This is a genomic window from Streptomyces monashensis (assembly GCF_001866665.1).
Classification (GTDB): domain Bacteria; phylum Actinomycetota; class Actinomycetes; order Streptomycetales; family Streptomycetaceae; genus Streptomyces; species Streptomyces monashensis.
In genome coordinates, this window is sequence record NZ_MLYO01000035.1 from 158,410 (window position 1) to 180,350 (window position 21,941).

The window sequence follows — 21,941 nt, forward strand, 5'->3', positions numbered from 1 at the left end:
CCGCACCGCACCACCGCCGAAGGCGGCGGCCCCGACCAGGGGCCGCCGCCTTCGGCGTTCTCCCGCCCCGGCGTGGTCCACTGGGGCGATGAGTCCAGCGGAGGAAGCACCCGCACCGAAGACCCACGACCCCGAGGCGCGCGGAATGCGGCTCGTGCTCGTGCTGCTGACGCTGACCGTGGTCAGCGGGCTCATCGACGCCGTCAGTTATCTGGGGCTGGGCCACGTCTTCACGGCGAACATGACCGGCAACGTCGTCGTCCTCGGCTTCGCGGCGGCCGGGGCGCCCGGCTTCTCCGTCCCGCACACGGCCACCTCGCTGGGCTGCTTCCTGCTGGGCGCGGTGACCGGCGGCCGGCTGGCGGCCCGCGTCGGCAGGGGCCGGCGCCGCCGCTGGACCCGGCTGACTCTCGTCGGCGAGGCGGCCCTGGTCGGCGTGTCCGCGGCGGTCGCGTTCGCCTGGCCGCATTCCACCGGCACCGTCTACGCCCTGATCGCCCTGACCGGGTACGCCATGGGCCTGCGCAACGCCACGGTCCGCAAGCTGGGCGTCGCCGACCTGACCACCACGGTGCTGACGATGACCCTGACCGGCCTCGCCTCCGAGTCCCGGCTCGGCGACGGCACCGGCCACCGCTCCCCGCGCCGTACGGCCTCGGTGATCGCCATGCTCGCCGGGGCCTGCCTGGGCGCGTGGCTGGTCCTCCACCACGGCCTCGGCCTCCCGCTCGCGATCGCGGCGGCCGCCTCGGCCGTGCTGGCGGTGGTGGCATCCGGCCGGGAGTGAGCCGTGGGCAGCGGAGTGAGCGGGCGCGAACGACGGTGGATCAGCCGGTGGTGACCTGGAGTTCCTTGACCCCGTTGATCCAGGCCGAGCGCAGCCGCCGGGGCTCGTCGGCCAGCCGCAGGCCGGGCATGGCGTCGGCGACGGCGTTGAAGATCAGGTCGATCTCCAGGACGGCGAGGGACTTGCCGAGGCAGAAGTGGGGACCGCCGCCGCCGAAGCCCAGATGCGGGTTGGGGTCGCGGGTGATGTCGAAGGCGTCGGGGTCGGCGAAGACCTCGGGGTCGCGGTTGGCCGAGGCGTAGAAGAGCCCGACCCGGTCCCCCTCCTTGATCAGCACCCCGCCCAGCTCGGTGTCCTGGGTGGCCGTCCGCTGGAAGGCGTTGACGGGGGTCGCCCAGCGCACGATCTCCTCGGCGGTCGTCCCCGGCCGCTCCCGCCGGAACAGGTCCCACTGCTCGGGATGGGTCAGGAACGCGTGCATCCCATGAGTGATCGCGTTCCGGGTCGTCTCGTTGCCGGCCACGGCCAGCATCAGCACGAAGAAGCCGAACTCGTCGGAGTTCAGGTTGCCTTCGTCCTCCGCCGCCACCAGGGTCGTCACGATGTCGTGGGCCGGGCACTGCTTGCGCTCGGCGGCCATGTTCATGGCGTAGGCGATGATCTCGGCGGCCGACTGGGCGCCGACCTCCTCCGTGATGGCGTACTCGGGGTCGTCGTAGGCGATCATCTTGTTGGACCAGTCGAAGATCTTGGACCGGTCCTCCTGGGGTACGCCGATCAGCTCGGCGATGGCCTGGAGCGGCAGTTCGCAGGCGACCTCGGTGACGAAGTCGAAGGGCCCGGAGCGGGCGCGGGCGGCCGAGACGATGGACTCGGCGCGGGCCCGCAGCCGCTCCTCCAGGGCGCGGATGGAACGTGGCGTGAAGCCCCGCTGCACGATCTGCCTCACGCGCGTATGTTCCGGAGGATCCATGTTGAGCAGGATGAGGCGTTGTGCGTCGATCGCGTCGCGCTGGATGTGCTCGTTGAAGCGGATGATCGCGGTGTTGAGGGTGGAGGAGAAGAGTTCGGGGTGCGTGGAGACGTACCTGACGTCCGCGTGCCGGGTCACGGCCCAGTAGCCGGCGTCGGCGAAGCCCGCGACGCCGTGCGGCTGCGGGATCCAGCGGACCGGCTCGGTGCGGCGCAGCTCGGCGAACTCCGGGAGGGGCACGCGGTGGTGGAGCAGATCGGGGTCGGTGAGGTCCAACCCGGCGGGCAGCGCGGGACAGGGCATCGGTGGCTCCCGTCGTCAAGTCCTGACGGTCCATCAGTGAATGCTGAATGCCGTGACCGTAGTAACGGGTTCTACAACTCACAAGAGCCATGACACCCCCAATCCGCCCCCATCCGCTGCAAGACCCTTGCGGTGATGGACATCACGTCAGCAAACTGCCCTGAGAACTAGAACGCGTACTAGTTCCGCATGTTCCGGAGGAGAGCCCGCAGAGCCCTCGGAGAGCCCTCGGAGAGGACCCGCACCCATGGCCGCCGAACCCGTGATCGTCGAAGCCGTCCGCACCCCGATCGGCAAGCGCGGCGGCGCGCTCGCCAACCTGCACCCCGCCTATCTCCTGGGCGAGACCTACCGTGAACTCCTCGGCCGGACCGGCATCCCCGCCGACGCGGTCGAGCAGATCGTCGGCGGCACGGTCACCCACGCCGGCGAACAGTCCATGAACCCCGCGCGCACGGCCTGGCTGACCATGGGCCTGCCCTACGAGACGGCCGCGACGACCGTCGACTGCCAGTGCGGCTCCTCGCAGCAGGCCTCCCACATGGTGGCCAACATGGTCGCCGGCGGTGTGATCGACGTGGGCATCAGCTGCGGCGTGGAGGCCATGTCCCGGGTCCCGCTGGGCTCCGGCTCCAAGCACGGCCCGGGGAAGCCGTTCCCGGACGAATGGAACGTCGACCTCCCGAACCAGTTCGAGGCGGCGGAGCGGATCGCCCGGCACCGGGGGTTGACGCGGGAGGACGTCGACGCGCTGGGGCTGAGGTCCCAGGAGCGGGCGGCTCTGGCGTGGGCCGAGGAGCGCTTCAAGCGCGAGACGTTCGCCGTGCAGGTGCCGACGACCGAGGAGGAGCAGTACGCCGGTCAGGGCATGTGGCGCCTGGTCGACAAGGACGAGGGCCTGCGGGACACGTCGTTGGAGGCACTGGCGAGGTTGAAGCCGGTGATGCCGACGGCGGTCCACACGGCGGGCAACTCGTCGCAGATCTCGGACGGGGCGGCGGCGATCATGTGGGCGTCGAAGCGGATGGCTCGCGCCCTGAAACTGAGGCCGAGGGCACGGATCGTCGCCCAGGCACTGGTCGGCGCCGACCCGCACTTCCACCTCGACGGCCCGATCGACGCGACGCGCGCGGTGCTGGGCAAGGCGGGGATGACGTTGAAGGACATCGACCTGGTCGAGATCAACGAGGCCTTCGCGTCAGTGGTGTTGAGCTGGGCCCAGGTCTTCGAGCAGGACCTGGAGAAGGTCAACGTGAACGGCGGCGGGATCGCGCTGGGGCACCCGGTGGGCGCGACGGGGGCCCGTCTCATCACCACCGCCCTGCACGAACTGGAGCGCACGGACAAGGAGTTCGCGCTCATCACGATGTGCGCGGGCGGCGGCTTGGCGACCGGGACGATCATTCAGCGGCTGTAGCCGACGCCGACGCCCAGGTGGTGAAGGCAGCGGGGTCGAGGAGTGACCGTCGGCTCCAGCACGTGGAAGAAGCGAGCGAGCGGCGCAACGGTCACGTGCTGCCGACGGGCACCCTCTGTGCCTCCTGGGCGTCTGCCACCGCCGTGACCGTCTTCGGTCTCGGCCCCTGGAGCAGGTACGACAGCCCGAAGCCGGCGCCGACGACCGCCGCGCCGCCGACCGCGTCCAGCACCCAGTGGTTGCCGGTCGCGACGATGGCCGAGACGGTGAGGAGGGGGTGCAGCAGGCCGAGGGCCTTCATCCACCACTTCGGGGCGACGATCGCGATGACCACGCCGCACCACAGGGCCCAGCCGAAGTGCAGCGAGGGCATCGCCGCGTACTGGTTGGTGAGCGCGGTCAGCGCGCCGTAGTTCGGCTTGGAGAAGTCCTGCGCGCCGTGGACGGTGTCGATGATGCCGAGGTGCGGCATCAGGCGCGGCGGAGCCAGCGGGAAGAACCAGAAGCCGATCAGGGCGAGGAAGGTGGCGAAGCCGAGGGAGGCGCGGGCCCAGCGGTAGTCGACCGGGCGGCGCCAGTAGAGGATGCCGAGGACCGTCAGCGGGAGGACGAAGTGGAAGGACTCGTAGTAGAAGCTGAAGAACTCCCGCAGCCACTCGATCTTCGCCACGGTGTGGTTGACCCAGTGCTCGATGTCGATGTGCAGGAACCGCTCGATGCCGAGCACGATGTGCCCGTGGTGCTCGGCGCGTGCCCGGCCGCCGGAGACGGTGCCGCCGGTCGCGGCGAGGCGGACCTGGGAGTAGGCGGCGTAGACGACCCGGATGAGGAGCAGTTCCAGCAGGAGGTTCGGGCGGGTCAGGACGCGGCGCAGGAAGGGGAGGAGGGGGACGCGTCGAAAGCGGGCCGGGACCGGCGGGGCGTACTCCGTGCGGATCGGGGACCGGTAGTGGGGGGAGGTGCGGGAGAGGAAGGGGACGGCCGTCGCGGCGGCCAGGGCCGCGAGCAGCACCAGGTTGTCGCGCAGCGGGTACAGCGTCGGCGTGTTCGGCAGCATCATCGTCGCCGGAAGCGTCGTGACGAGGACGACGGCCACCGGCCAGACGTAGCGGTCGGAGGCCTTCTTGCCGACCCGGCCGACCACCGCGAGCAGCACCCACAGCAGCTGGTACTGCCAGGCGGTGGGCGAGACGGCGACGACGGCGCAGCCGGTGATGCCGACGGAGAGCAGCAGCTGCCCGTCGGCGGCGTAGCGCACGGCGCGGCGCATGGCGACGGCCGCGACGGCGGAGGCCAGCAGCAGGAAGACGGCGATCTCCGGCCACCCGGACACACCGAGCCGCAGCAGCGCGCCGTGCAGCGACTGGTTGCCGAGGGCGTCGGCCTTGCCGCCGAGGCCCGCCCCGGCCATGTGGTGCACCCAGTACGCGTACGAGTCGTGGGGCAGCGCGGCCCAGGCGAGCGCGGTCAGGGCGGCGAAGGTGCCGGCCGTGCCGAGCGCGGCCCGGCGGCGGCCGGTGAACCACACCAGCGGGGCGAACAGCAGCAGGGTCGGCTGGAACGCGGCGGCGAGCCCTATGCACAGACCGCTGGCCCGCTCCCCGCGGACCGCGAACAGACCGAGCAGGACGAGCAGCACCGGCAGGATGCTGGCCTGGCCGAGCCACAGGGCGTTGCGGACCGGCAGCGACAGCATCAGCAGGCTGATCGCGACCGGCGCGGCCAGCAGCGAGGTGCGGCGGCTGACCGGCTGGGGCAGCGCGCGGGCGACGACCAGGCCGAGGACGACGACGAGCAGCAGCGTGCCGAAGGTCCAGCCCCAGCCGAGCGCGGCCTCGGCGGAGCGGGTCAGCGGCTTGAGCACCAGCCCGCCGAAGGGGGTGCCGGTGAAGCGGGTCGAGTCGTAGATCGAGCCGTCCACGTGCAGGACGCCGTGCGGGCCGACCCAGGTCTCCAGGTCGGTCAGCCGCTCCCCCCTCGGGGTGCTGAGCACGGCGGCCACCTGCCGTACGGCGAGGATCGCCGCCACCGCCCACAGCCCCAGCCGGGCCGCGCGCAGCCGCGCTTCGGGGGAAGCCTGCCCGAAGGTGTCCGCCGGTCGTCCGCTGTGCTCCACGTTCGCCACGCCTCGTCGGCCTCCCGCCCCGTATTTCTCAGAACCCTATGAGATTCCCACCGCCTCTGGACAGAGACGCGGCAACCCCCTCTTCACCTGACGTCCGCCCGGCTTTCTTCCGTCTTTCGTCCGGATGACGATAGAGCGCACCCTGTGCGGTTGCGGGGCCGGGGCGCGAGAAGGGTCACAACGGGAGCTGCGCGGAGCGCGGCCGAAGCGCGCGGACCTGCCTGGACAGCCCCCCTTTGACCGCGCTGTGCGGTCACTCGGCTACGTCACGCGAGGGGCCGAAAGTCTCCTATGGTCACCTTTTGTCCCGTCCCCGTCGAAAGGTAGGCGAGCCCCGTTTTGGCCGTCGCCCCAGCCGTCACCCCGCATCCGAAGACCCAGCGGGCCGCACAGGCCCCCACCGACGTCACCGTCGTCGACCCCGCGCTCGTCAGGCGTGCCGTGAAGGCGGCGGCGCTCGGCAACGCGATGGAGTGGTTCGACTTCGGCGTCTACAGCTACATCGCGGTCACCCTGGGCAAGGTCTTCTTCCCCTCCGGCAGCCCGACCGCGCAGTTGCTGTCGACGTTCGGCGCCTTCGCCGCGGCGTTCCTGGTCCGTCCGCTGGGCGGCATGGTCTTCGGTCCGCTGGGCGACCGGGTGGGCCGCCAGAAGGTCCTCGCCGTCACGATGATCATGATGGCGGCGGGCACGTTCGCCATCGGCCTGATCCCGTCGTACGGGTCGATCGGCGTGGGCGCGCCGCTGCTGTTGCTGGCCGCCCGTCTGGTGCAGGGCTTCTCGACGGGCGGCGAGTACGCGGGCGCGTCGACCTTCATCGCCGAGTACGCGCCCGACAAGCGGCGTGGCTTCTTCGGCAGCTGGCTGGAGTTCGGCACGCTGGCGGGCTACATCGGCGGCGCGGGCCTGGTGACGCTGATGACGGCACTGCTGTCGTCCGCCGACCTGCTGTCCTGGGGCTGGCGCATCCCGTTCCTGATCGCGGGTCCGATGGGCGTCATCGGCCTGTACCTGCGGATGCGGCTGGAGGAGACCCCGGCGTTCGCGGCCGAGGTCGAGAAGGCGGAGGCGCAGCGCCCGAAGGTGCCGCTGCGCGAGATGGTCGCGGGCCAGTGGAGGGCCCTGCTGCTGTGCGTGGGTCTGGTGCTGGTCTTCAACGTCACCGACTACATGCTGTTGTCGTACATGCCGAGCTATCTGACGAGCGAGCTGAAGTACGACGAGACGCACGGGCTGCTGGTCGTGCTGGGCGTGATGGCCCTGATGATGATCGTCCAGCCGTTCGCGGGCGCGCTGAGCGACCGAGTGGGCCGCCGCCCGGTGATCGCGGCCGGTTGTGCGGGCTTCCTGCTCCTCTCCGTCCCCGCCCTGCTGCTGATCCGCCAGGGCAGCCTGCTCGCCGTCGCACTGGGCATGGGCGCCCTGGGCCTGCTCCTGGTCTGCTTCACGGCGGCCATGCCGGCCGCGCTGCCCGCGCTCTTCCCGACCCGGGTGCGCTACGGCTCCCTGTCGATCGGCTTCAACGTGTCGGTGTCCCTGTTCGGCGGCACGACTCCGCTGGTGGTGACCGCGCTGATCGGGGCGACGGGGAACATGATGATGCCCGCGTACTACATGATGGCCGCGGCCGTCGTGGGCGGGTTCGCGGTGTGGCGGATGTCGGAGTCGGCGGGCCGGCCGCTTCCGGGATCGGCGCCGGCGGTGGCGGGCCGGGAAGCGCCGACGATCTCCCGCTCGGCGCCTCTGTGCTGAGACGATGACCCCGCAGGGGAAGCGCAGACACTCGGGAAAGGCAGCAGAGCATGACCGGCTCGCAGCTCTGGGACGACGTCGACGACTACTTCATCAGCCAGCTCGCGCCCGACGACGAGGCGCTTCAGGCGGCCTTGCGGGAGAACGAGGCGGCCGGGCTGCCGGACATCGCCGTCACGGCCGCGCAGGCCAAGTTCCTCCAGCTCCTCGCGCAGTTGCAGGGCGCGCGCACCGTGCTGGAGATCGGCACGCTCGGCGGGTACAGCACGATCTGGCTGGCCCGGGCGCTGCCCGAGGACGGCCGGCTGGTCTCCCTGGAGTACAGCGCCAGGCACGCCGAGGTCGCCGTGCGGAACATCGCCCGGGCGGGCCTGGACCGGGTCGCGGAGGTGCGGGTCGGCCCGGCCCTGGAGTCGCTGCCCAAGCTGGCCGACGAGAACCCGCCCCCGTTCGACCTGGTCTTCATCGACGCCGACAAGGCCAACAACGCGCACTACGTGGAGTGGGCGCTGAAGCTCACCCGTGCGGGCAGCGTGATCGTGATCGACAACGTGGTGCGCGGCGGCCGGGTCGCCGACCCGGACAGCACCGATCCGGACGTGCTCGGCACCCGCGCCGCGATCGACCTGATCGCCACCCACCCCAGGCTGAGCGGTACGGCGGTCCAGACGGTCGGACGCAAGGGCTACGACGGGTTCGCGCTGGCCCGGGTGCTCGCCTGAGCCGCGCCCGGTGCCCGGCTCATGCCTCGTGGTAGAAGCCGACGTTGACGCTGCGCGGCGCGGTGCGGTCCTGGACGACGATCTCGCCGGACCCGCCGTGCGGCAGCCGTACCGTCGCGCCGTAGCCGAGGGGCTGGCTGAACTCCCCCGACATCAGGCGCACTTCGGCGGACGGCTCGGCCTGTGAGCCGCGCAGCCAGGTCAGTTGCCAGCCGCCGTCCGGGGCACACACGAATTCCAGGTGCACGCGGGAGACGAACAGCCAGTCGTCGGGCGTGACCAGCGTGCACACCGCCGCGTCCCGGCCGACCCGGAGCGCGGCACCCGGCTCGCTCGGCGCCTCGGCCATCGTCATACCGGCCGTGGCGCCGGAGTCGGCCTCGGAGACGGTGGCCATGGTGAGTTCGAGCACGTGCGTTCCCCCTGTGGTGTCCGTGCACGTCCGTGCACCATCCGTGCACGTCCACGCGACGAGGCCGGATCGGCCTGCCGCCGCATGATAGAACGCCCCGCCGGGGCGCGTCCGGCACAATGGAGTCATGACCGAGCGAAAGCCACCGGGTGTGCCGTTCGACTCGTTTGTCGACAAGCAGATCCGTGACGCGCAGGGGCGCGGCGCGTTCGAGCGACTGCCGGGGGCGGGCGAGCCGCTGCCGAGCGAGGTCGACTCCACGTACGACGAACTGTGGTGGATCAAGCGGAAGTTGGCGCGTGAGGGCTTGTCCGTCCTGCCGCCCGCGCTCGCCCTCCGCAAGGAGGCCGAGGACGCCCTCGACGCGGCCTACGCGGCCCCTTCGGAGCGGATCGCCCGGAAGATCGTCGAGGACGTCAACGTCAAGATCAAGGACATGATGTTCAAGCCCCCGCCCGGCCCCCCGCTGGGCAGGAAGCAGTACGACGTCGAGGAGGTCGTACGGGAGTGGCACCGGCGGAGAGCGGGCCGCCAGGGGGTGCGGTTCCGCTAGTCCGCGAAGCGGCGCAGGCCGGTGACCGACCAGACGGTCGCGATCCGTCCGTCCGTCACCTCCAGCAGGTCGATCCCGCTCTTTCGGAGACCGTCCGCCCCGGTCACGTGCCAGCAGCAGGCGACCCGGCCCAGCCCGGTGTCGACCAGCGGCGTGCCGTCCACGGCGTACACCAGGTCGGGCCGCTGCGCACGGAAGCCGGAGATCAGACCGACGATCCCGGCCGGGCCGTGGACCGCGTCGGTCGCCGCGCCCCGCTCGGGTTCGTTGGCGAAACGGATCCGGAAACCGGGCGCGAGGAAGGCCTCCGGGTCGCTGAAGTCGCCGTTCCACAGGGCGGTCCAGCGCTCGAAGAGGGCGATGCCGGTGGCGGGGGTGGGGGCGGCGGTCCGCCGCGTCGTTGTCGTCATGGGCATCAGCCTCCGCCCCGTCCGCGACACCCCCCTGTCGGTGATTGCCGTCACATCCGTCAGAGCACGGTGGCCGCGTCGAGGGGGACGACGTCCGAGCCGAGGGTGTCGAGGGCGGTGAGGTCCACGGCGCGGTGCGGGGCTCGCTCGTCCAGCGCCGTCGCGGCACGCACCCGGTCCAGCCGGAACCCGCGCGGCGCGTTCCGCAGCCGGCACCAGCCGGCCAGGTACCAGTGCTCCGTGCCGCCGAGGAACCCGAGCGGTTCGACGTCCCGCGCGGTGCGCCGGCCTGCCGCGTCGGCGTAGTCCAGCCGCAGCACCCGGCCCGCCGTCAGCGCCTCCCGCAGGGCGCGGGGCACCACCGGCCCGGCGGGAGGCGCCGGCCGGGTCGCCGGCACCAACAGCCGTACCCGCTCGGCCAGTTCGCCCGCCGCGCGACGCTCCCGCTCCGGCATGACGGCCAGCACCTTGTGCAGCGCGCTGCGCGCGTCCACCGCGAACGGCGTGCCGTCCAGGGCGTGCAGTGCGACGGCCAGGGCGGTCGCCTCGGCCGGGGTGATGGTCAGCGGGGGCAGTGTGCGCTCCCGGTCCAGGACGTAGCCGCCGGTGCGGCCCGGTTCGGCGTGGATCGGCAGCCCGGACTGCTGCAGCGCGGCCAGGTCCCGCTCGATCGTACGGACACTGACCTCGAAGTGCCGGGCGAGCGCGCGGGCACTGCGGGGACGCGGGGCGGCGGCACGCAGCTCCTCGACGAGGGCGTAGAGACGGTCGGTGCGGTTCACGGCAGACAGTGTGCGGTCCCCGTGCGGGAAAACCGGGCGGCGGGTGCGGCCGGCACCGCCCACAATGACCGGCATGACGTGGACCATCGCCCCCGAACCGTACGACTCGCCCGTCGCCGCCGCCCTGTGGCGGGCGTACTACACCGAGGTCAGCGACCGCTGGTACCTGCTGCACGCGGGGCACCGCACCGACCCCGGCGAGCTGGAGCGGGAGATCGCGGCCGAGGCGGGGGCCGAACTCGCGGCGCCCACCGGCCAGTTGCTGGTCGGCTGGTGCGCGGGCGAGGCGGGCGGTTCGGCGGGGGTACGGCTGATCGACGCGGACACGGCCGAACTCACCCGGGTGTTCGTGCGCGAGCCACTGCGTGGCAGAGGCGGCGCCCCGCTGCTCGTGGCCGCCGCCGAGGACGCCGCCCGCGCCCTCGGGGCCCGGCGGATCGTCCTCGACACCCGCGACGACCTGGTCGAGGCCCGCGCCCTGTACGCCCGCCTCGGCTACGCCGAGACCGCCCCGCACAACGACGACGCGTACGCCGAGCACTGGTTCCGCAAGGAGCTGGCCGTCAGCTGAACCCGGCCGCCGGCCGGCCCTGCGGTTGTTCGCGGGGCTGTTCGCGCGCGGAGCCGCACAGCTCGCCGGTGAGTTCCCTCACCAGCTCCGTCAGGTCGGTCGAGCGGTCCGGCTGCCACCAGTCGCCGAGGAGTTCGGCCAGGGACTCCTCGCGGGCCGCGGCCAGCCGGTCGGCGACCTGACGGCCGGTGTCGGTCAGGTACAGCTCCAGCCCCTCGCGCCCGGCGAGGCGCCGTTCCTCGACCTGGCGGGCGGCGGCGAGGACGACCTCCAGCGGGACGGGGCCGTGCTCGGCGAGCACGCAGGGTTCGACCGAGCCGTACCTGCGCGTGCGCAGCAGCAGCCAGCTCGCGGCGGGCAGCAGGTCGTAGCCGGCCCGTGCGGTGATCTTCTCGTAGATCTCCCGGCGGCCCTCGCGGGTACCGAGCACGGACAGGGCGCGGCAGCACTCGTCGTAGGAGGAACGCTCGACCGGGTTGGGCGCGAGGGTCTCGGAGACGTCCGGTGCGGTGACCGAGCCGCGCAGCGGATCCTCCTTCAGGAACCACGCCAGCAGGAAGCCGAGCAGGGCGACCGGGGCGGCGTAGAGGAAGACGTCCGTGATGGCGGAGGCGTACGCGTGCAGCGCGCCGGGGCGCAGTGCCGGTGGCAGTGCGGCGATGCCCCGCGGGTCGGACTTCAGGGCGTTCGCACTGGTGCCGGGTGGCAGCGGGACTCCCCGGAAGGCGGCGGTGAGTTTGTCGCCGAGGCGGCTCGCGAAGATCGTGCCGAAGATGGCCACGCCGAAGGAGGCGCCGATGGAGCGGAAGAAGGTAGCGCCGGAGGTGGCCACGCCCAGGTCCTCGTACGAGACCGCGTTCTGCACGATGAGGATCAGCACCTGCATGACCAGGCCGAGGCCGAGACCGAAGACGAAGAAGTAGACGCTCATCACGGCGGTCGAGCTGTGCTCGGTGAGCCGGTGCAGCAGGAGCAGGCCGAGGGCGGTGACGGCGGTGCCGGTGACCGGGAACACCTTCCAGCGCCCGGTGCGGCTGACGATCTGTCCGGACACGGTCGAGGACAGCAGCAGGCCGAGCACCATCGGCAGCATGTACACCCCGGACACGGTCGGCGAGACGCCGTGCACGACCTGGAGGAAGGTCGGCAGATAGGTCATCGCGCCGAACATGGCGAAGCCGACGATGAAGCTGATCACGGCGGCGAGCGTGAAGGTGCGGATGCCGAACAGCTTGAGCGGCAGCACGGGTTCGGCGGCCCGGCGCTCGACGGCCACGAAGGCCACGGCCAGCACCACGCCCAGCGCGGCGAGCCCGATGATCTGCGCCGAGGCCCAGGGCCAGGTCGTACCGCCGAGGGAGGCGACGAGGACCAGGCAGGTGGCGACGGCGGCGATCAGGAAGGTGCCGGCGTAGTCGATGACGTGGCGTTCGCCGCGGCGCGGCAGGCGCAGCGCGGTGGCGATCGCGGCGAGCGCGACGACACCCACGGGGAGGTTGACGTAGAACACCCAGCGCCAGCTCAGATGCTCGGTGAGCAGCCCGCCGAGCAGCGGCCCGAGCACGCTGGTCGCGCCGAAGACGGCCCCGAACAGCCCCTGGTAGCGGCCGCGTTCGCGCGGCGGTACGAGGTCGCCGACGATCGCCATCGACAGCACCATCAGCCCGCCGCCGCCGAGGCCCTGGAGCGCGCGGAACCCGATCAGCTCGCCCATGTTCTGCGCCATGCCGCACAGCGCCGAGCCGATGAGAAAGATCACGATTGCCGTCTGGAACAACCGTTTCCGGCCGTACTGGTCGCCGAGCTTGCCCCACAGCGGGGTCGCGGCGGTCGAGGCCAGCAGATAGGCGGTGACCACCCAGGACAGGTGCTCCAGGCCGCCGAGATCGCTCACGATCGTCGGCAGCGCGGTCGAGACGATGGTCTGGTCGAGCGCGGCGAGCAGCAGTCCGAGCAGCAGGGCGCCGATCGGGACGAACACATTGCCGGGGACGTGTTCGCCGCCCTTCACGTCCATCGTCGTGCCGTGCGTGTCGAGGGTCATGGAGACCTCCCGGAAGGCTCGGAATGCACCTTCTCCATCGTCGTCGGTGTGACCGGTTATGGCCTGTCGAGTCCCGCGTTTCAGACGGCGGATGCGGACAAGCTCCGCATAGTCTCGGAAGCTCGCAAGGGGAGGACGAACACATGAGTGATTCCGCGAGTCCCGGGGGTCCGGAGGGTCCCGGGAGTCCCGAGGGCCGTACGTGCCCGCGGTGCGGGGCGCCGAGGGGCCTGGACCTGAGCCCGTCGTGCGACTGCACCGAGCGGGCGGCCGAGGCCCTGCGGGAGACGCGGACGGCCGAGGCGGCAGCGGCGGAGGACTTCGACCCGTTGCGCATCCGCCCGTACGTCGAGGTGGACGAGCCCGCGCAGACCGGCGCGGTGCCTCCGGTCGAGGCCACGCTGCCGCTGCGCCCGTTACCGGGGCCGAGCACGACGGACCTGCGGATGTTCGAGGAGGGCGGGGCGGACGGCTCGGCCGCGGGGCGGCTCGCGCCGGGCGGGGCGCCACGGCGGCGGGCCCGGCGCACCGTCCTGCTGTCGGCCGCCGGCGCGGGCGTGGCGGTCGTGGCGGCGGCCGGCTTCGCGAGCGGGCTGTTCTCGTACGACACCCCGTCGTCCCGGGACCGTGCCGGCGCCCAGGAGGTCAGGGAGAGCGTCCCGGACGTGAGCACGCCGGCCTCGTCGTCCCCGCCGCCGGCGGATTCCCCGCCCGTGTCCCGCTCGCTGGTGCGTCCGTCCTCGGCCCCGCCGGCCCCGGCCCGATCGGCCACGCCGTCCGCGTCGCCGACCTCCAGGACCCCGTCCCCCACGGCGTCCCGCTCGCCCTCCCCCTCCGTGACGGCCTCCGTGAGCGCGCAGACCACGCCCGCCGCCGCACCGGTGCTACGCCTTGGCGACAGGGGCCCGCAGGTCGCCGAACTCCAGGAGCGGCTGGGCCGGTTGAACCTGTACGACGACGGGGTCGACGGCGTCTTCACCCGTCCCGTGGAGGACGCGGTGCACACCTACCAGCTGGCCCGGGGCATCACCGGCGACCCCTACGGGGAGTACGGCCCGGCGACCCGGCAGCGCCTGGAGTCGGAGACGTCACAGCCGCAGCAGTCGTCGCAGCCGTGAGGGCGGGCCGGGGGGCGTCGTCGGGACCAGGCCGGCCGTGGCGGTGGGGGGACGGCGCCTGCGGGCCGACCCCGAGCGGGGCCCGGCGCCTGCGGCCGCGAGGCGCAGGAGGGAGTCGACGACCGGCGACAGCGCGGCCGGGGCGCCGCCGGGGAAGGGCGGGCCAGACCCCACGAGCCGGGATGTTCCAAGCGGCACCCTCTGGGGCCCGTCGGCTCCGGCCCGCCCGCGTCAGCCGATGTGCAGTCGGACGGTCCCGTCGGCGCCCGCCGCGACGCGTACGTGCGTGAGGTCGGGCACGGCCACGTCGGGCTCGTGCAGACCGGCCCGGGGGCCGATGCCCACCACGGTCATCCCCGCGGCCCGCCCCGCCGCGATCCCGGCCCCGGAGTCCTCGAAGACCACGCAGTCGGCCGCGGCCACGCCCAGTTCGGCGGCGCCCTTCAGGAAACCCTCGGGGTCGGGCTTGCTCGCGCCCACCGACTCGGCGGTGATCCGGACCTGCGGCAGCGGCAGCCCGGCGGCGTCCATGCGCGCGGTGGACAGCGCGACGTCCGCGGAGGTCACCAGGGCGTGCGGCAGACCGCGCAGGGCGGCCAGGAAGGCGCTCGCGCCGGGGATCTCGACCACGCCGTCCGTGTCGGCGGTCTCCTCGGCGAGCATGCGCGCGTTGTCGGCGAGGTTCTGCTCGACGGGCCGGTCGGGCAGCAGGACGGCCATGGAGGCGTGCCCCTGGCGGCCGTGGACGACCTTCATCACCTCGTCACCGGCCAGCCCGTGCCGCTCGGCCCAGCGCCGCCAGATGCGCTCGACCACGGCGTCCGAGTTGACGAGGGTGCCGTCCATGTCGAGCAGGAGGGCGCGGGCGGTGAGGACGGTGGGCGTGGCGGTGGCCGTCATCGGCAGCTCCAGGAACGAAGAGGATCCCCGTGGGGGAAGGGACCGGGAGGGACAAGCCCCGAAGGGACAAAGGAGCCCCGTCCGCCGGTCAGGGAAAACGGACGGGAGCCACTTTGTTCCTCCACGGTACAAAATAGCTCCCGATCCCGCCAGCGGCTCCGTCCAGGGTTCACCCGCCGTTCAGCTCAGCCGGCGATCGCCTCGTACAGGCTCCACACACCCAGCCCGAGCATCAGCAGCGCCGCGATCTGCGTGATCAGCCGCAGCGGCACCTTCTTCATCAGGGCCTTTCCGCCGACGATGCCGAGTCCGGCGACGGCCCACAGGCCGAGCGTCGCACCGAGGCCGACGGAGATCGGGTCGTTGTAACGGGCGGCGAGGTTGGCGGTCATGATCTGGGTCAGGTCGCCGAACTCGGCGACGAGGATGAGCATGAAGCCCGTGCCCGCGACCTTCCAGAAGGACTGGTCGGCCGGCTTCCTGATCTCCTCTTCGTCCTCGTGCTTCTGGAGCAGCAGCATGGCCGCGCCGCCGAGGAAGAGGACACCGGTGATCGCGTGCACGATCTGCTGCGGCAGCAGGGTCAGCACACTGCCGGCCGCGACGGCCAGCACGACGTGCAGCAGGAAGGCGGCGGCCACGCCCGCGAAGACGTGGCTCGCCCGGTAGCGGGTGCCGAGGACCAGACCGGCGAGCGCGGTCTTGTCCGGCAGTTCGGCGAGGAAGATGACGCCGAAGACGAGCGCCGTCACGGTGATGCTGATCAAGGTCCCTCAATCGGTCGGGCCGCCCCGCCGAGAGTGTGGTATGTCACGCGATGACACCTCGGCACGGCAGCACACTCGGCGCCCGTGTCACGGGACACGGGCGTGCACTGCTTGCCGAAGGTCTCGCTGGCGGACCCCGACACGACTCGGCGGTCCGCCTCCGGGCGCCGGCTCAGGCTCGCTGAGCAGTATGTCGACGTTCCGGCGAAGAGCTACTCCCCTTCTGCGCGACCCATCGTACGGGATGTGACAGTTCGGCCGTGAACCAGCCGAAGCCCTGCTGTGTCATGAACGCGTCACCAATTTCTTACCGAACGCTCACCTCGCGGCAACGCCACCTCGCGAGCATTTCCCCGCCCGCGCCCCAACACCCCTACCTCGCAAGGGAGTTCACATGGCCCGCGCCGCGAAGATCTACGCGCGTCGACGACTGAGCATACTCGTGGCTCTTACCGGCCTCACAGCCTCCGCCGCCCTGTTCGACTCGCCCGCCGCCTCCGCCGCCCTCCCCGCCCCGGTCAGCGGCGCCACCGCCCGCGGCTACCTCTCCCAGCTCACCGTCGCCACCGAGGACCGCACCGGCTACGACCGCGACCTGTTCCCGACCTGGATCACCGTCTCCGGCACCTGCAACACCCGTGAGTGGATCCTCAAGCGGGACGGTACGAACGTCGTCACCGACTCCGCCTGCACCGCGACCAGCGGCAGCTGGTACTCCCCGTACGACGGCGCGACCTGGACCGCCGCCTCCGACCTCGACATCGACCATCTCGTCCCGCTGGCCGAGGCCTGGGACTCCGGCGCGAGCAAGTGGACCACCGCCCAGCGGCAGGCCTTCGCCAACGACGTCACCCGCCCGCAGCTCCTCGCCGTCACCGACAACGTGAACCGGTCCAAGGGCGACCAGGACCCGTCGACCTGGGTCCCGTCCCGGTCCGCCTACCTCTGCACCTACGTCCGCGCCTGGGTGCAGGTGAAGTACTACTACGACCTCTCGGTCGACACCGCCGAGAAGAACGCCCTGACCAAGGACCTGGCGAACTGCTGACGTCCGCGACCGCCGGCGGACGGTGAGCGGCCGATGCGCGCCGCAGACGCACGCTGCCGGCATGCCGGACCTCGGCCCTCGTACCGGACGTACGCGGGCCGGGACCCGGTGCTGCGCGTGGGCACACCTCGCGGCCGGAGGCCGGAGGGAGTTCGGCGACAGGGGCCGGGTCAGGCGGCCGGGCGGCGGCGCATCACGTAGCCCGCGACCGCGCCCGCGCCGAACAGGGCCGCCACCGAGACACCCGTGGCGAGCCAGGTCGCGCCGAGCCACTGGGCGCCGTAGTAGCCGAGGGCGACGCTGTACACCGCCCAGGACAGACCCGCCAGCGCCGACCACGGGACGAAGTCGCGGGCGCGGCGATGGGCGGCGCCGGCGCAGAAGGAGACGACCGAACGCCCGGCGGGGGCGAAGCGGGCCAGCACGACGAGGGCGCCGCCGCCCCGGGCCAGCGCGTCGCCGAGCCGTTCCTGCGCGCTGGTCAGCCGGCGGGAGCGGGCTATGGCCCGGTCCAGCCGCTCCCCGCCCCGCCAGGCCAGACGGTAGGCCACGAGATCGCCGAGGACCGAGGCGGTCGCCGCACAGATGACCAGGACGAGCAGGTCCGGCACGCCGTGCGGGACCTGGCCGGTGGCCGCGCCGGAGCCCGCCGCCGCGGCCGTGCCCGCCGCGATGACGAGCACACCGCTCGGCAGCACCGGCACGAACACGTCGAGCAGTACGGACAGGGCCACCACCGCGTAGATCCACGGCCCGTCGGCCAGTGACCCCACACTCTCGAACACCACGACTCCCGTTGCTCCCCCGTTGACAGCCGTACAGCGTACGCCGGGGGTGTGACAGCCGGGGCCAGGGGGGCCGATGGGGCGATTCCGGACGTCGGTTCACTCTTCTGGCGCCCCCCGTGCGGCGGAGCGGTCCCGGGTCCCGTAGCAACGTAGAGAGGCCTGTCCTCGGACAGAAGGCATACGTAGTAACGAAACGGCGCATTAGCGCAGGAAAAGGTGCACTCATGGTGGCAGCCGTATACACGGGCGCCCTCGCCGCAGCCCTGTTCGCGACCGGAACCGCAAGCACGCCCGGCTTCACGCTGGACGCCTCCGGCGTGTTCAGCCCGCCGACCGCGACCGTCGCGTCGAAGGCCGTGACGTACGATCAGAAACTCGTCCCGGCAGGCGCCTTGATCAACGTCCGGCAACAGACCGGGCCGGGCGGCGCCACGACGGTCGAGCTGCGGGTGGCGGGCCTCAAGGCCGGCCACCAGTACGGGGCCCACATCCACCAGAAGGCCTGCGGGGCCAAGCCCGACGCCGCCGGCAAGCACTACCAGGACAAGGCCGGCACGGACGCCGCCCACGTCAACAACAAGAACGAGGCCTGGCTGGACTTCAAGGCCGACGCGAACGGCATCGGCCATGCGACCGCGCGGCACGGCTGGGCCTTCCGCAAGGGGCAGGCCGGCTCGGTGGTGATCCACAGCGAGCCCGGTACGAAGGGAGCCCGGGCCGCCTGCTTCACCGTGCCGTTCGGCGGCACGTCGTGAGCGACGGCCGGTGGACGTCGTCGGCGACGGTGACGTGACAGCGGCAGCGGCAGCGACAGCGACAGCCTGACGGTACAGGGCGGCGCCCTCCCCCCTCGTGGCGGGAAGGGCGCCGTCCCGTGCGCCGGGCGCGCGGGGCACTCAGGCGCGCGTCAGGCGGCCATCGGGGCCCGCTCGGCGACCGGCTCGCCGTCCGCGGCCGCGCCCTTGCCGAAGAGCCGGTCGAGGCCGAAGGCGCCCGAGCCGGTGAAGACCAGCAGGAAGAACGCCCAGCAGAACAGGACGGACAGCTCGCCGCCGTTCTGGATGGGCCACAGCGCGGCCTGCTGGTGGACGTCGAAGTAGGCGTACGCCATCGAGCCCGAGGCGATCAGCGCGGCACCACGGGTGCCGAGGCCGAGGAACACCAGGGCGCCGGCGGCCAGTTGGATCACGGCCGCGTACCAGCCGGGCCAGGTGCCGGACGGGATCGTGCCGCCATGGGTGCCCACGGCGCCGCCGAGCACGCCGAAGAGGGAGGCGGCGCCGTGCACGGCGAAGAGCAGGCCGACGACGACGCGGAAGAGCCCGATGACGTACGGCTGGGCGGAGTTGAGGCGTGCGGACATGTGGGGGTTCTCCTCTTCGGTGCCGGCCGGGGGCATGGCCGGTCATGGGGGTGTACCGAACGGGAGATCCAGGTTAGGCGAACCTTATTGGTACTTGCAAGTTCAAACATTAGGGGTCCGCCCTCTCACCTCCAGCCCGTCGAGCAGTTCCGCCGTCGCCTCCGCCACCGCGGCCACCGCCCGTTCGAAGACCTCACGGTTGTGGGCGGCGGGGGCGCGGAAGCCGGAGACCTTGCGTACGTACTGCAGCGCGGCGGCGTGGATGTCGTCGTCCGTGGCCTCGCCGGGCAGGACGGGCGGGCGCAGCGTCTTGATGCTTCGGCACATGCCCCAAGTCTCCCGCTCGCCGCCCGCCCCTGCGATGATCACGACGGAGGCGGCCACCGATCCCCGGGGCCGACCATCGAAAGGAACAGCGTCATGGCCACCGAGCACACCGAGCGGAGTGGATCCGTCGAGCACAGCGGGCCCGCCGGGACGAGCGGGAGCGGCGGGGGCGGCCCGCGGAGCACCGTGGCCGTCCTCGGCCCCGGCGGCACGGGCGGGCTGCTCGCCGCCCTGCTCTCCCGCGCCGGCCACCGCGTCGTCTGCCTCGCGCAGGACGGCACGGCCGACACCCTGCGCCGCACCGGAATCGCCGTCCGCAGCGCGCAGTTCGGCGCGTTCACCGCGTCCGTCGAGGCGGACACCGAACTGCGCGAACCGGTGGACGCCTGCCTGATCGCCGTCAAGCACACCGCGCTCGACGCCGCCCTGACCCGCATCCCGCCGGCCGCGCTGGGCGACGCCCTGGTCGTCCCGCTGCTGAACGGCGTCGAGCACCCCGCCGCGCTGCGCGGCCGGTACCGCCCCGACCGGGTCGCGCCGGCGGTGATCCGCGTGGAGTCCACCCGCGTCTCCCCCGGCGTGATCGAGCACGGCAGCCCGTTCACGGAGATCGACCTGGCCGGGGACGGTGTGCCGCGCGCCCGGCTGGACGCCCTCGCCACCGTGCTCGCCGACGCCGGTACGGCCGCCCGCGTGGTCGAGGACGAAACGGCGGCACTGTGGGCCAAGATGGCGTTCCTGGCCCCGTTCGCCCTCCTCACCACGCGATACGGCCTCCCGCTCGGCGAGGTCCGCACCCGGCACCGCGAGGAGTTGGAGTCCCTCGTCGCCGAGACGGCCGCGGTCAGCCGCGCCTGCGGCGCCCCCGCCGACCCGGCGAGCGCCCTCGCCCGCTACGACGCCTTCCCGCCCGCGGCCAAGTCGTCCATGCAGCGTGACGCCGAGGCGGGCCGACCGCTGGAACTGGACGCCATCGGCGGGGCGCTGCTGCGCGCGGCCGGCCGGCACGGCGTGCCTGTACCGGTGACGTCCCGCCTGGTGGAGGAGTTGCGGACCGCCGGCCACTGACCCGCTGCCGGGCGACGTCCACCGACCCGGGACGGCGGGCCGGCCCGTCGCCCCGCATCCCCCCGGCCACCCGTTCGGCTGAACCTCCCACGGACCCCACGAACGAGCTCGCACCTCAAAATCGAACAGGCGTAGCATTGCCGCGTGGCTACGCCCTACGAATTCCCCAGTGACCTCCTGGCCGGTCAGGAGGAGCTGCATCAGGTCAGGGCCGAGCTGTCGGCCCTGCTCAAGCGGTTGCCCTGGTCGGTGGCGCCGATGGACGGATTCAGTGACGACACCGGCTGGCGCAAGGTGGAGCGGCCCGCGTCCCCCGGCTGGACCGAGGACGAGCAGGCCGAGGTGGAGAAGCTGCGCCGGCGCGAGCACGAGCTGGCCGTGTTCGTCAGCACGCACCGCTTCTGGGCCGAGGTCGCGGCGCCGGACCGGGTGGAGACACGCACCCGGCTGAAGCACGCCCCCGAGCGGACAGAGGAGTAGACAGGAGGAGCCCCCGGCCGTGCGGCCGGGGGCTCCTCGTCGGTGGGCGCGGACGGTTTCGAACCGCCGACATCCTGCTTGTAAGGCAGGCGCTCTACCCCTGAGCTACGCACCCCGAACACCCGGACGAGTGCCCAGGTCGAGTCGACAGCCTACCTTGCCGGGACCCGTGTACCGCAAACCCGTTGCGGCGGGCGATCAGGGTGTCGCCCGGTGATGCGGTCAGGGTTTTCCGGGGGTTATCCCCAGCCCGGGTCCGGGAGGTTCCCTGATTCCCGGTCCCAGCGTGATCACTTACGGTCGTGGCAGAGACCGACAAGTCCGGCCGCCGTACCCGGCGGACCGGTTCAGGGGGAGATGTCGCATGGCCCGTTCCGTTGCCGTCCGCACCGCCGTCATGGCCGTGGTCACCGGGGTGCTCGTCGCAGGACTGAGCGCGTGCGGCGCCTCCGCCGGGAACGACAGACACCCCGACCACACGTCCTTCGCGCTGCACGGCCGCACCCTCACCGTCGACTCCGACGACGCGGCACTGGACATCGTCGCCGCACAGGGCGCCAAGGCGGGCACGGTCCAGGTCACCCGCTGGTTCCAGGGGAAGGTCATCGTCGGCGGCAGCCCCAGGGTGAGCTGGTCGTTCCAGGACGACCGGCTCGAGCTGCGCCTGCACTGCTCCGGATTCATCGCGGACTGCTCGGCCAAGTACCGCATCGAGGTGCCGCGCGGGATCGCCCTGACGGTGACCGACGGCAACGGAGACGTGCACGCGCAGGGCTTCGCGAACCCGGTCGGCATCCACAGCAGCAACGGCGGGGTGCGTGTCACCGACTCCAGCGGACCGCTCGAACTGCACTCGAGCAACGGCACGGTCAGCGCCGAGGCCTCCTCCCGGCAGGTCCGGGCCCAGACGAGCAACGGCGCGGTGCACCTCGACCTGAGCGCCATACCCGACAGCGTGGACGCCCGCAGCAGCAACGGCGCCGTGACGATCACCGTGCCCCACGCCGACTACCGCGTCCGGACCAGCTCCAGCAACGGCAGGGTCACGGTGTCCGTGCCGCGCTCCGACAGCAGCGCGCACACGGTGACGGCCGGCACCTCCAACGGCGGGATAACGGTCCGTACGGCGAACTGACGGCCCGCCGTACGGCAACTGACCGGCCCGTGTGTTCGTCTTCCACGGGTGGGAGAATGACTCCACCCAGGGCGGACCACAGCACGGGAGAGGGAT

The 21,941-nt window shown here is 72.3% G+C and carries 24 protein-coding genes and 1 tRNA gene; 12 read left to right on the forward strand and 13 right to left on the reverse strand.

What is annotated here, in order from left to right; all coding sequences use genetic code 11:
* The first annotated feature begins 88 nt into the window (after positions 1-88).
* On the forward strand, positions 89-787 hold the full coding sequence (locus BIV23_RS21900; protein ID WP_071382611.1) for a YoaK family protein: 699 nt from the start codon (positions 89-91) through the stop codon (positions 785-787).
* Between the two features lie 40 nt (positions 788-827).
* Here BIV23_RS21900 and BIV23_RS21905 read toward each other — a convergent pair whose 3' ends face one another.
* Positions 828-2,063: a cytochrome P450 gene (locus BIV23_RS21905; RefSeq protein ID WP_071382612.1), complete on the reverse strand. Its 1,236-nt coding sequence runs from the start codon at positions 2,061-2,063 to the stop codon at positions 828-830.
* Positions 2,064-2,310: 247 nt separating this feature from the next.
* Here BIV23_RS21905 and BIV23_RS21910 point away from each other — a divergent pair, with 247 nt between their 5' ends.
* Entirely contained in the window at positions 2,311-3,480 is a 1,170-nt protein-coding gene (locus BIV23_RS21910; RefSeq protein ID WP_071382613.1) for a steroid 3-ketoacyl-CoA thiolase, read from the forward strand.
* Between the two features lie 91 nt (positions 3,481-3,571).
* On the opposite strand, the gene BIV23_RS21915 is transcribed toward BIV23_RS21910, so the two are convergent.
* Positions 3,572-5,605 (reverse strand): bifunctional glycosyltransferase 87/phosphatase PAP2 family protein, encoded by a 2,034-nt coding sequence (locus BIV23_RS21915; RefSeq protein ID WP_071382614.1) that lies wholly within the window; start codon positions 5,603-5,605, stop codon positions 3,572-3,574.
* A gap of 339 nt (positions 5,606-5,944) precedes the next feature.
* On the opposite strand from BIV23_RS21915, the gene proP reads away from it, so the two are divergent.
* Both proP and BIV23_RS21925 read left to right on the forward strand, forming a co-directional pair.
* On the forward strand, positions 5,945-7,357 hold the full coding sequence (gene proP, locus BIV23_RS21920; RefSeq protein WP_071382615.1) for a glycine betaine/L-proline transporter ProP: 1,413 nt from the start codon (positions 5,945-5,947) through the stop codon (positions 7,355-7,357).
* Between the two features lie 50 nt (positions 7,358-7,407).
* On the forward strand, positions 7,408-8,079 hold the full coding sequence (locus BIV23_RS21925; RefSeq protein ID WP_071370355.1) for an O-methyltransferase: 672 nt from the start codon (positions 7,408-7,410) through the stop codon (positions 8,077-8,079).
* 19 nt (positions 8,080-8,098) lie between these two features.
* On the opposite strand, the gene BIV23_RS21930 is transcribed toward BIV23_RS21925, so the two are convergent.
* Positions 8,099-8,491: an FHA domain-containing protein gene (locus BIV23_RS21930; RefSeq protein ID WP_071382616.1), complete on the reverse strand. Its 393-nt coding sequence runs from the start codon at positions 8,489-8,491 to the stop codon at positions 8,099-8,101.
* Between the two features lie 127 nt (positions 8,492-8,618).
* Here BIV23_RS21930 and BIV23_RS21935 point away from each other — a divergent pair, with 127 nt between their 5' ends.
* The gene (locus tag BIV23_RS21935; RefSeq protein ID WP_071382617.1) at positions 8,619-9,044 is read left to right on the forward strand and encodes a DnaJ family domain-containing protein; all 426 of its coding nucleotides are present in this window, start codon (positions 8,619-8,621) and stop codon (positions 9,042-9,044) included.
* Here BIV23_RS21935 and BIV23_RS21940 read toward each other — a convergent pair.
* Together BIV23_RS21940 and BIV23_RS21945 are read right to left on the reverse strand one after the other, a co-directional pair.
* Entirely contained in the window at positions 9,041-9,454 is a 414-nt protein-coding gene (locus tag BIV23_RS21940; protein ID WP_071382618.1) for a nuclear transport factor 2 family protein, read from the reverse strand. The two genes, BIV23_RS21935 and BIV23_RS21940, sit on opposite strands and share 4 nt — an antisense overlap.
* A gap of 59 nt (positions 9,455-9,513) precedes the next feature.
* Positions 9,514-10,236, reverse strand: a complete 723-nt coding sequence (locus tag BIV23_RS21945; protein ID WP_071382684.1) for a helix-turn-helix transcriptional regulator — start codon at positions 10,234-10,236, stop codon at positions 9,514-9,516.
* Between the two features lie 64 nt (positions 10,237-10,300).
* On the opposite strand from BIV23_RS21945, the gene BIV23_RS21950 reads away from it, so the two are divergent.
* A complete protein-coding gene (locus BIV23_RS21950) occupies positions 10,301-10,807 on the forward strand; it encodes a GNAT family N-acetyltransferase (RefSeq protein ID WP_071382619.1) in 507 nt (168 codons plus the stop codon).
* On the opposite strand, the gene BIV23_RS21955 is transcribed toward BIV23_RS21950, so the two are convergent.
* Complete coding sequence (locus BIV23_RS21955) at positions 10,800-12,851, reverse strand: MDR family MFS transporter (protein WP_071382620.1); 2,052 nt, start codon at positions 12,849-12,851, stop codon at positions 10,800-10,802. The two genes, BIV23_RS21950 and BIV23_RS21955, sit on opposite strands and share 8 nt — an antisense overlap.
* A 143-nt stretch (positions 12,852-12,994) precedes the next feature.
* On the opposite strand from BIV23_RS21955, the gene BIV23_RS21960 reads away from it, so the two are divergent.
* Positions 12,995-13,969 carry a peptidoglycan-binding domain-containing protein gene (locus BIV23_RS21960; RefSeq protein WP_071382621.1) on the forward strand — a complete coding sequence of 325 codons (975 nt, stop codon included), beginning with the start codon at positions 12,995-12,997 and terminating at the stop codon, positions 13,967-13,969.
* Here the strand turns inward: BIV23_RS21960 and BIV23_RS49680 are convergent.
* From BIV23_RS49680 to BIV23_RS21970, 3 genes are all read right to left on the reverse strand, one after another.
* Entirely contained in the window at positions 13,940-14,143 is a 204-nt protein-coding gene (locus BIV23_RS49680) for a hypothetical protein (protein WP_143079097.1), read from the reverse strand. The two genes, BIV23_RS21960 and BIV23_RS49680, sit on opposite strands and share 30 nt — an antisense overlap.
* 57 nt (positions 14,144-14,200) lie before the next feature.
* Positions 14,201-14,869 carry an HAD-IA family hydrolase gene (locus BIV23_RS21965; protein WP_071382622.1) on the reverse strand — a complete coding sequence of 223 codons (669 nt, stop codon included), beginning with the start codon at positions 14,867-14,869 and terminating at the stop codon, positions 14,201-14,203.
* A 185-nt stretch (positions 14,870-15,054) separates the two neighbouring features.
* Positions 15,055-15,636, reverse strand: a complete 582-nt coding sequence (locus BIV23_RS21970) for a TMEM165/GDT1 family protein (protein ID WP_071382623.1) — start codon at positions 15,634-15,636, stop codon at positions 15,055-15,057.
* Between the two features lie 394 nt (positions 15,637-16,030).
* Here BIV23_RS21970 and BIV23_RS21975 point away from each other — a divergent pair, with 394 nt between their 5' ends.
* The gene (locus tag BIV23_RS21975; protein WP_071382624.1) at positions 16,031-16,684 is read left to right on the forward strand and encodes an HNH endonuclease family protein; all 654 of its coding nucleotides are present in this window, start codon (positions 16,031-16,033) and stop codon (positions 16,682-16,684) included.
* Between the two features lie 170 nt (positions 16,685-16,854).
* Here the strand turns inward: BIV23_RS21975 and BIV23_RS21980 are convergent, their stop codons facing one another.
* Positions 16,855-17,469, reverse strand: a complete 615-nt coding sequence (locus BIV23_RS21980) for a DedA family protein (RefSeq protein WP_071382685.1) — start codon at positions 17,467-17,469, stop codon at positions 16,855-16,857.
* A gap of 227 nt (positions 17,470-17,696) precedes the next feature.
* On the opposite strand from BIV23_RS21980, the gene BIV23_RS21985 reads away from it, so the two are divergent.
* Positions 17,697-18,227: a superoxide dismutase family protein gene (locus BIV23_RS21985; protein WP_071382625.1), complete on the forward strand. Its 531-nt coding sequence runs from the start codon at positions 17,697-17,699 to the stop codon at positions 18,225-18,227.
* 152 nt (positions 18,228-18,379) lie between these two features.
* Here the strand turns inward: BIV23_RS21985 and BIV23_RS21990 are convergent, their stop codons facing one another.
* On the reverse strand, positions 18,380-18,835 hold the full coding sequence (locus tag BIV23_RS21990; protein WP_071382686.1) for a DoxX family protein: 456 nt from the start codon (positions 18,833-18,835) through the stop codon (positions 18,380-18,382).
* Between the two features lie 102 nt (positions 18,836-18,937).
* Positions 18,938-19,162: a DUF2277 domain-containing protein gene (locus BIV23_RS21995; RefSeq protein ID WP_071382687.1), complete on the reverse strand. Its 225-nt coding sequence runs from the start codon at positions 19,160-19,162 to the stop codon at positions 18,938-18,940.
* Positions 19,163-19,255: 93 nt separating this feature from the next.
* Between BIV23_RS21995 and BIV23_RS22000 the strand changes: the two genes are divergently transcribed.
* Together BIV23_RS22000 and BIV23_RS22005 are read left to right on the forward strand one after the other, a co-directional pair.
* Positions 19,256-20,230 carry a ketopantoate reductase family protein gene (locus BIV23_RS22000; RefSeq protein WP_079173285.1) on the forward strand — a complete coding sequence of 325 codons (975 nt, stop codon included), beginning with the start codon at positions 19,256-19,258 and terminating at the stop codon, positions 20,228-20,230.
* Positions 20,231-20,374: 144 nt separating this feature from the next.
* On the forward strand, positions 20,375-20,710 hold the full coding sequence (locus BIV23_RS22005) for a hypothetical protein (protein ID WP_071382626.1): 336 nt from the start codon (positions 20,375-20,377) through the stop codon (positions 20,708-20,710).
* A 43-nt stretch (positions 20,711-20,753) separates the two neighbouring features.
* Here the strand turns inward: BIV23_RS22005 and BIV23_RS22010 are convergent.
* A tRNA-Val gene (locus BIV23_RS22010) sits at positions 20,754-20,825 on the reverse strand.
* Between the two features lie 249 nt (positions 20,826-21,074).
* Between BIV23_RS22010 and BIV23_RS22015 the strand changes: the two genes are divergently transcribed.
* Positions 21,075-21,845, forward strand: coding sequence for a DUF4097 family beta strand repeat-containing protein (locus BIV23_RS22015; protein ID WP_071382627.1), 771 nt, complete (start codon positions 21,075-21,077; stop codon positions 21,843-21,845).
* Positions 21,846-21,941 lie beyond the last annotated feature (96 nt).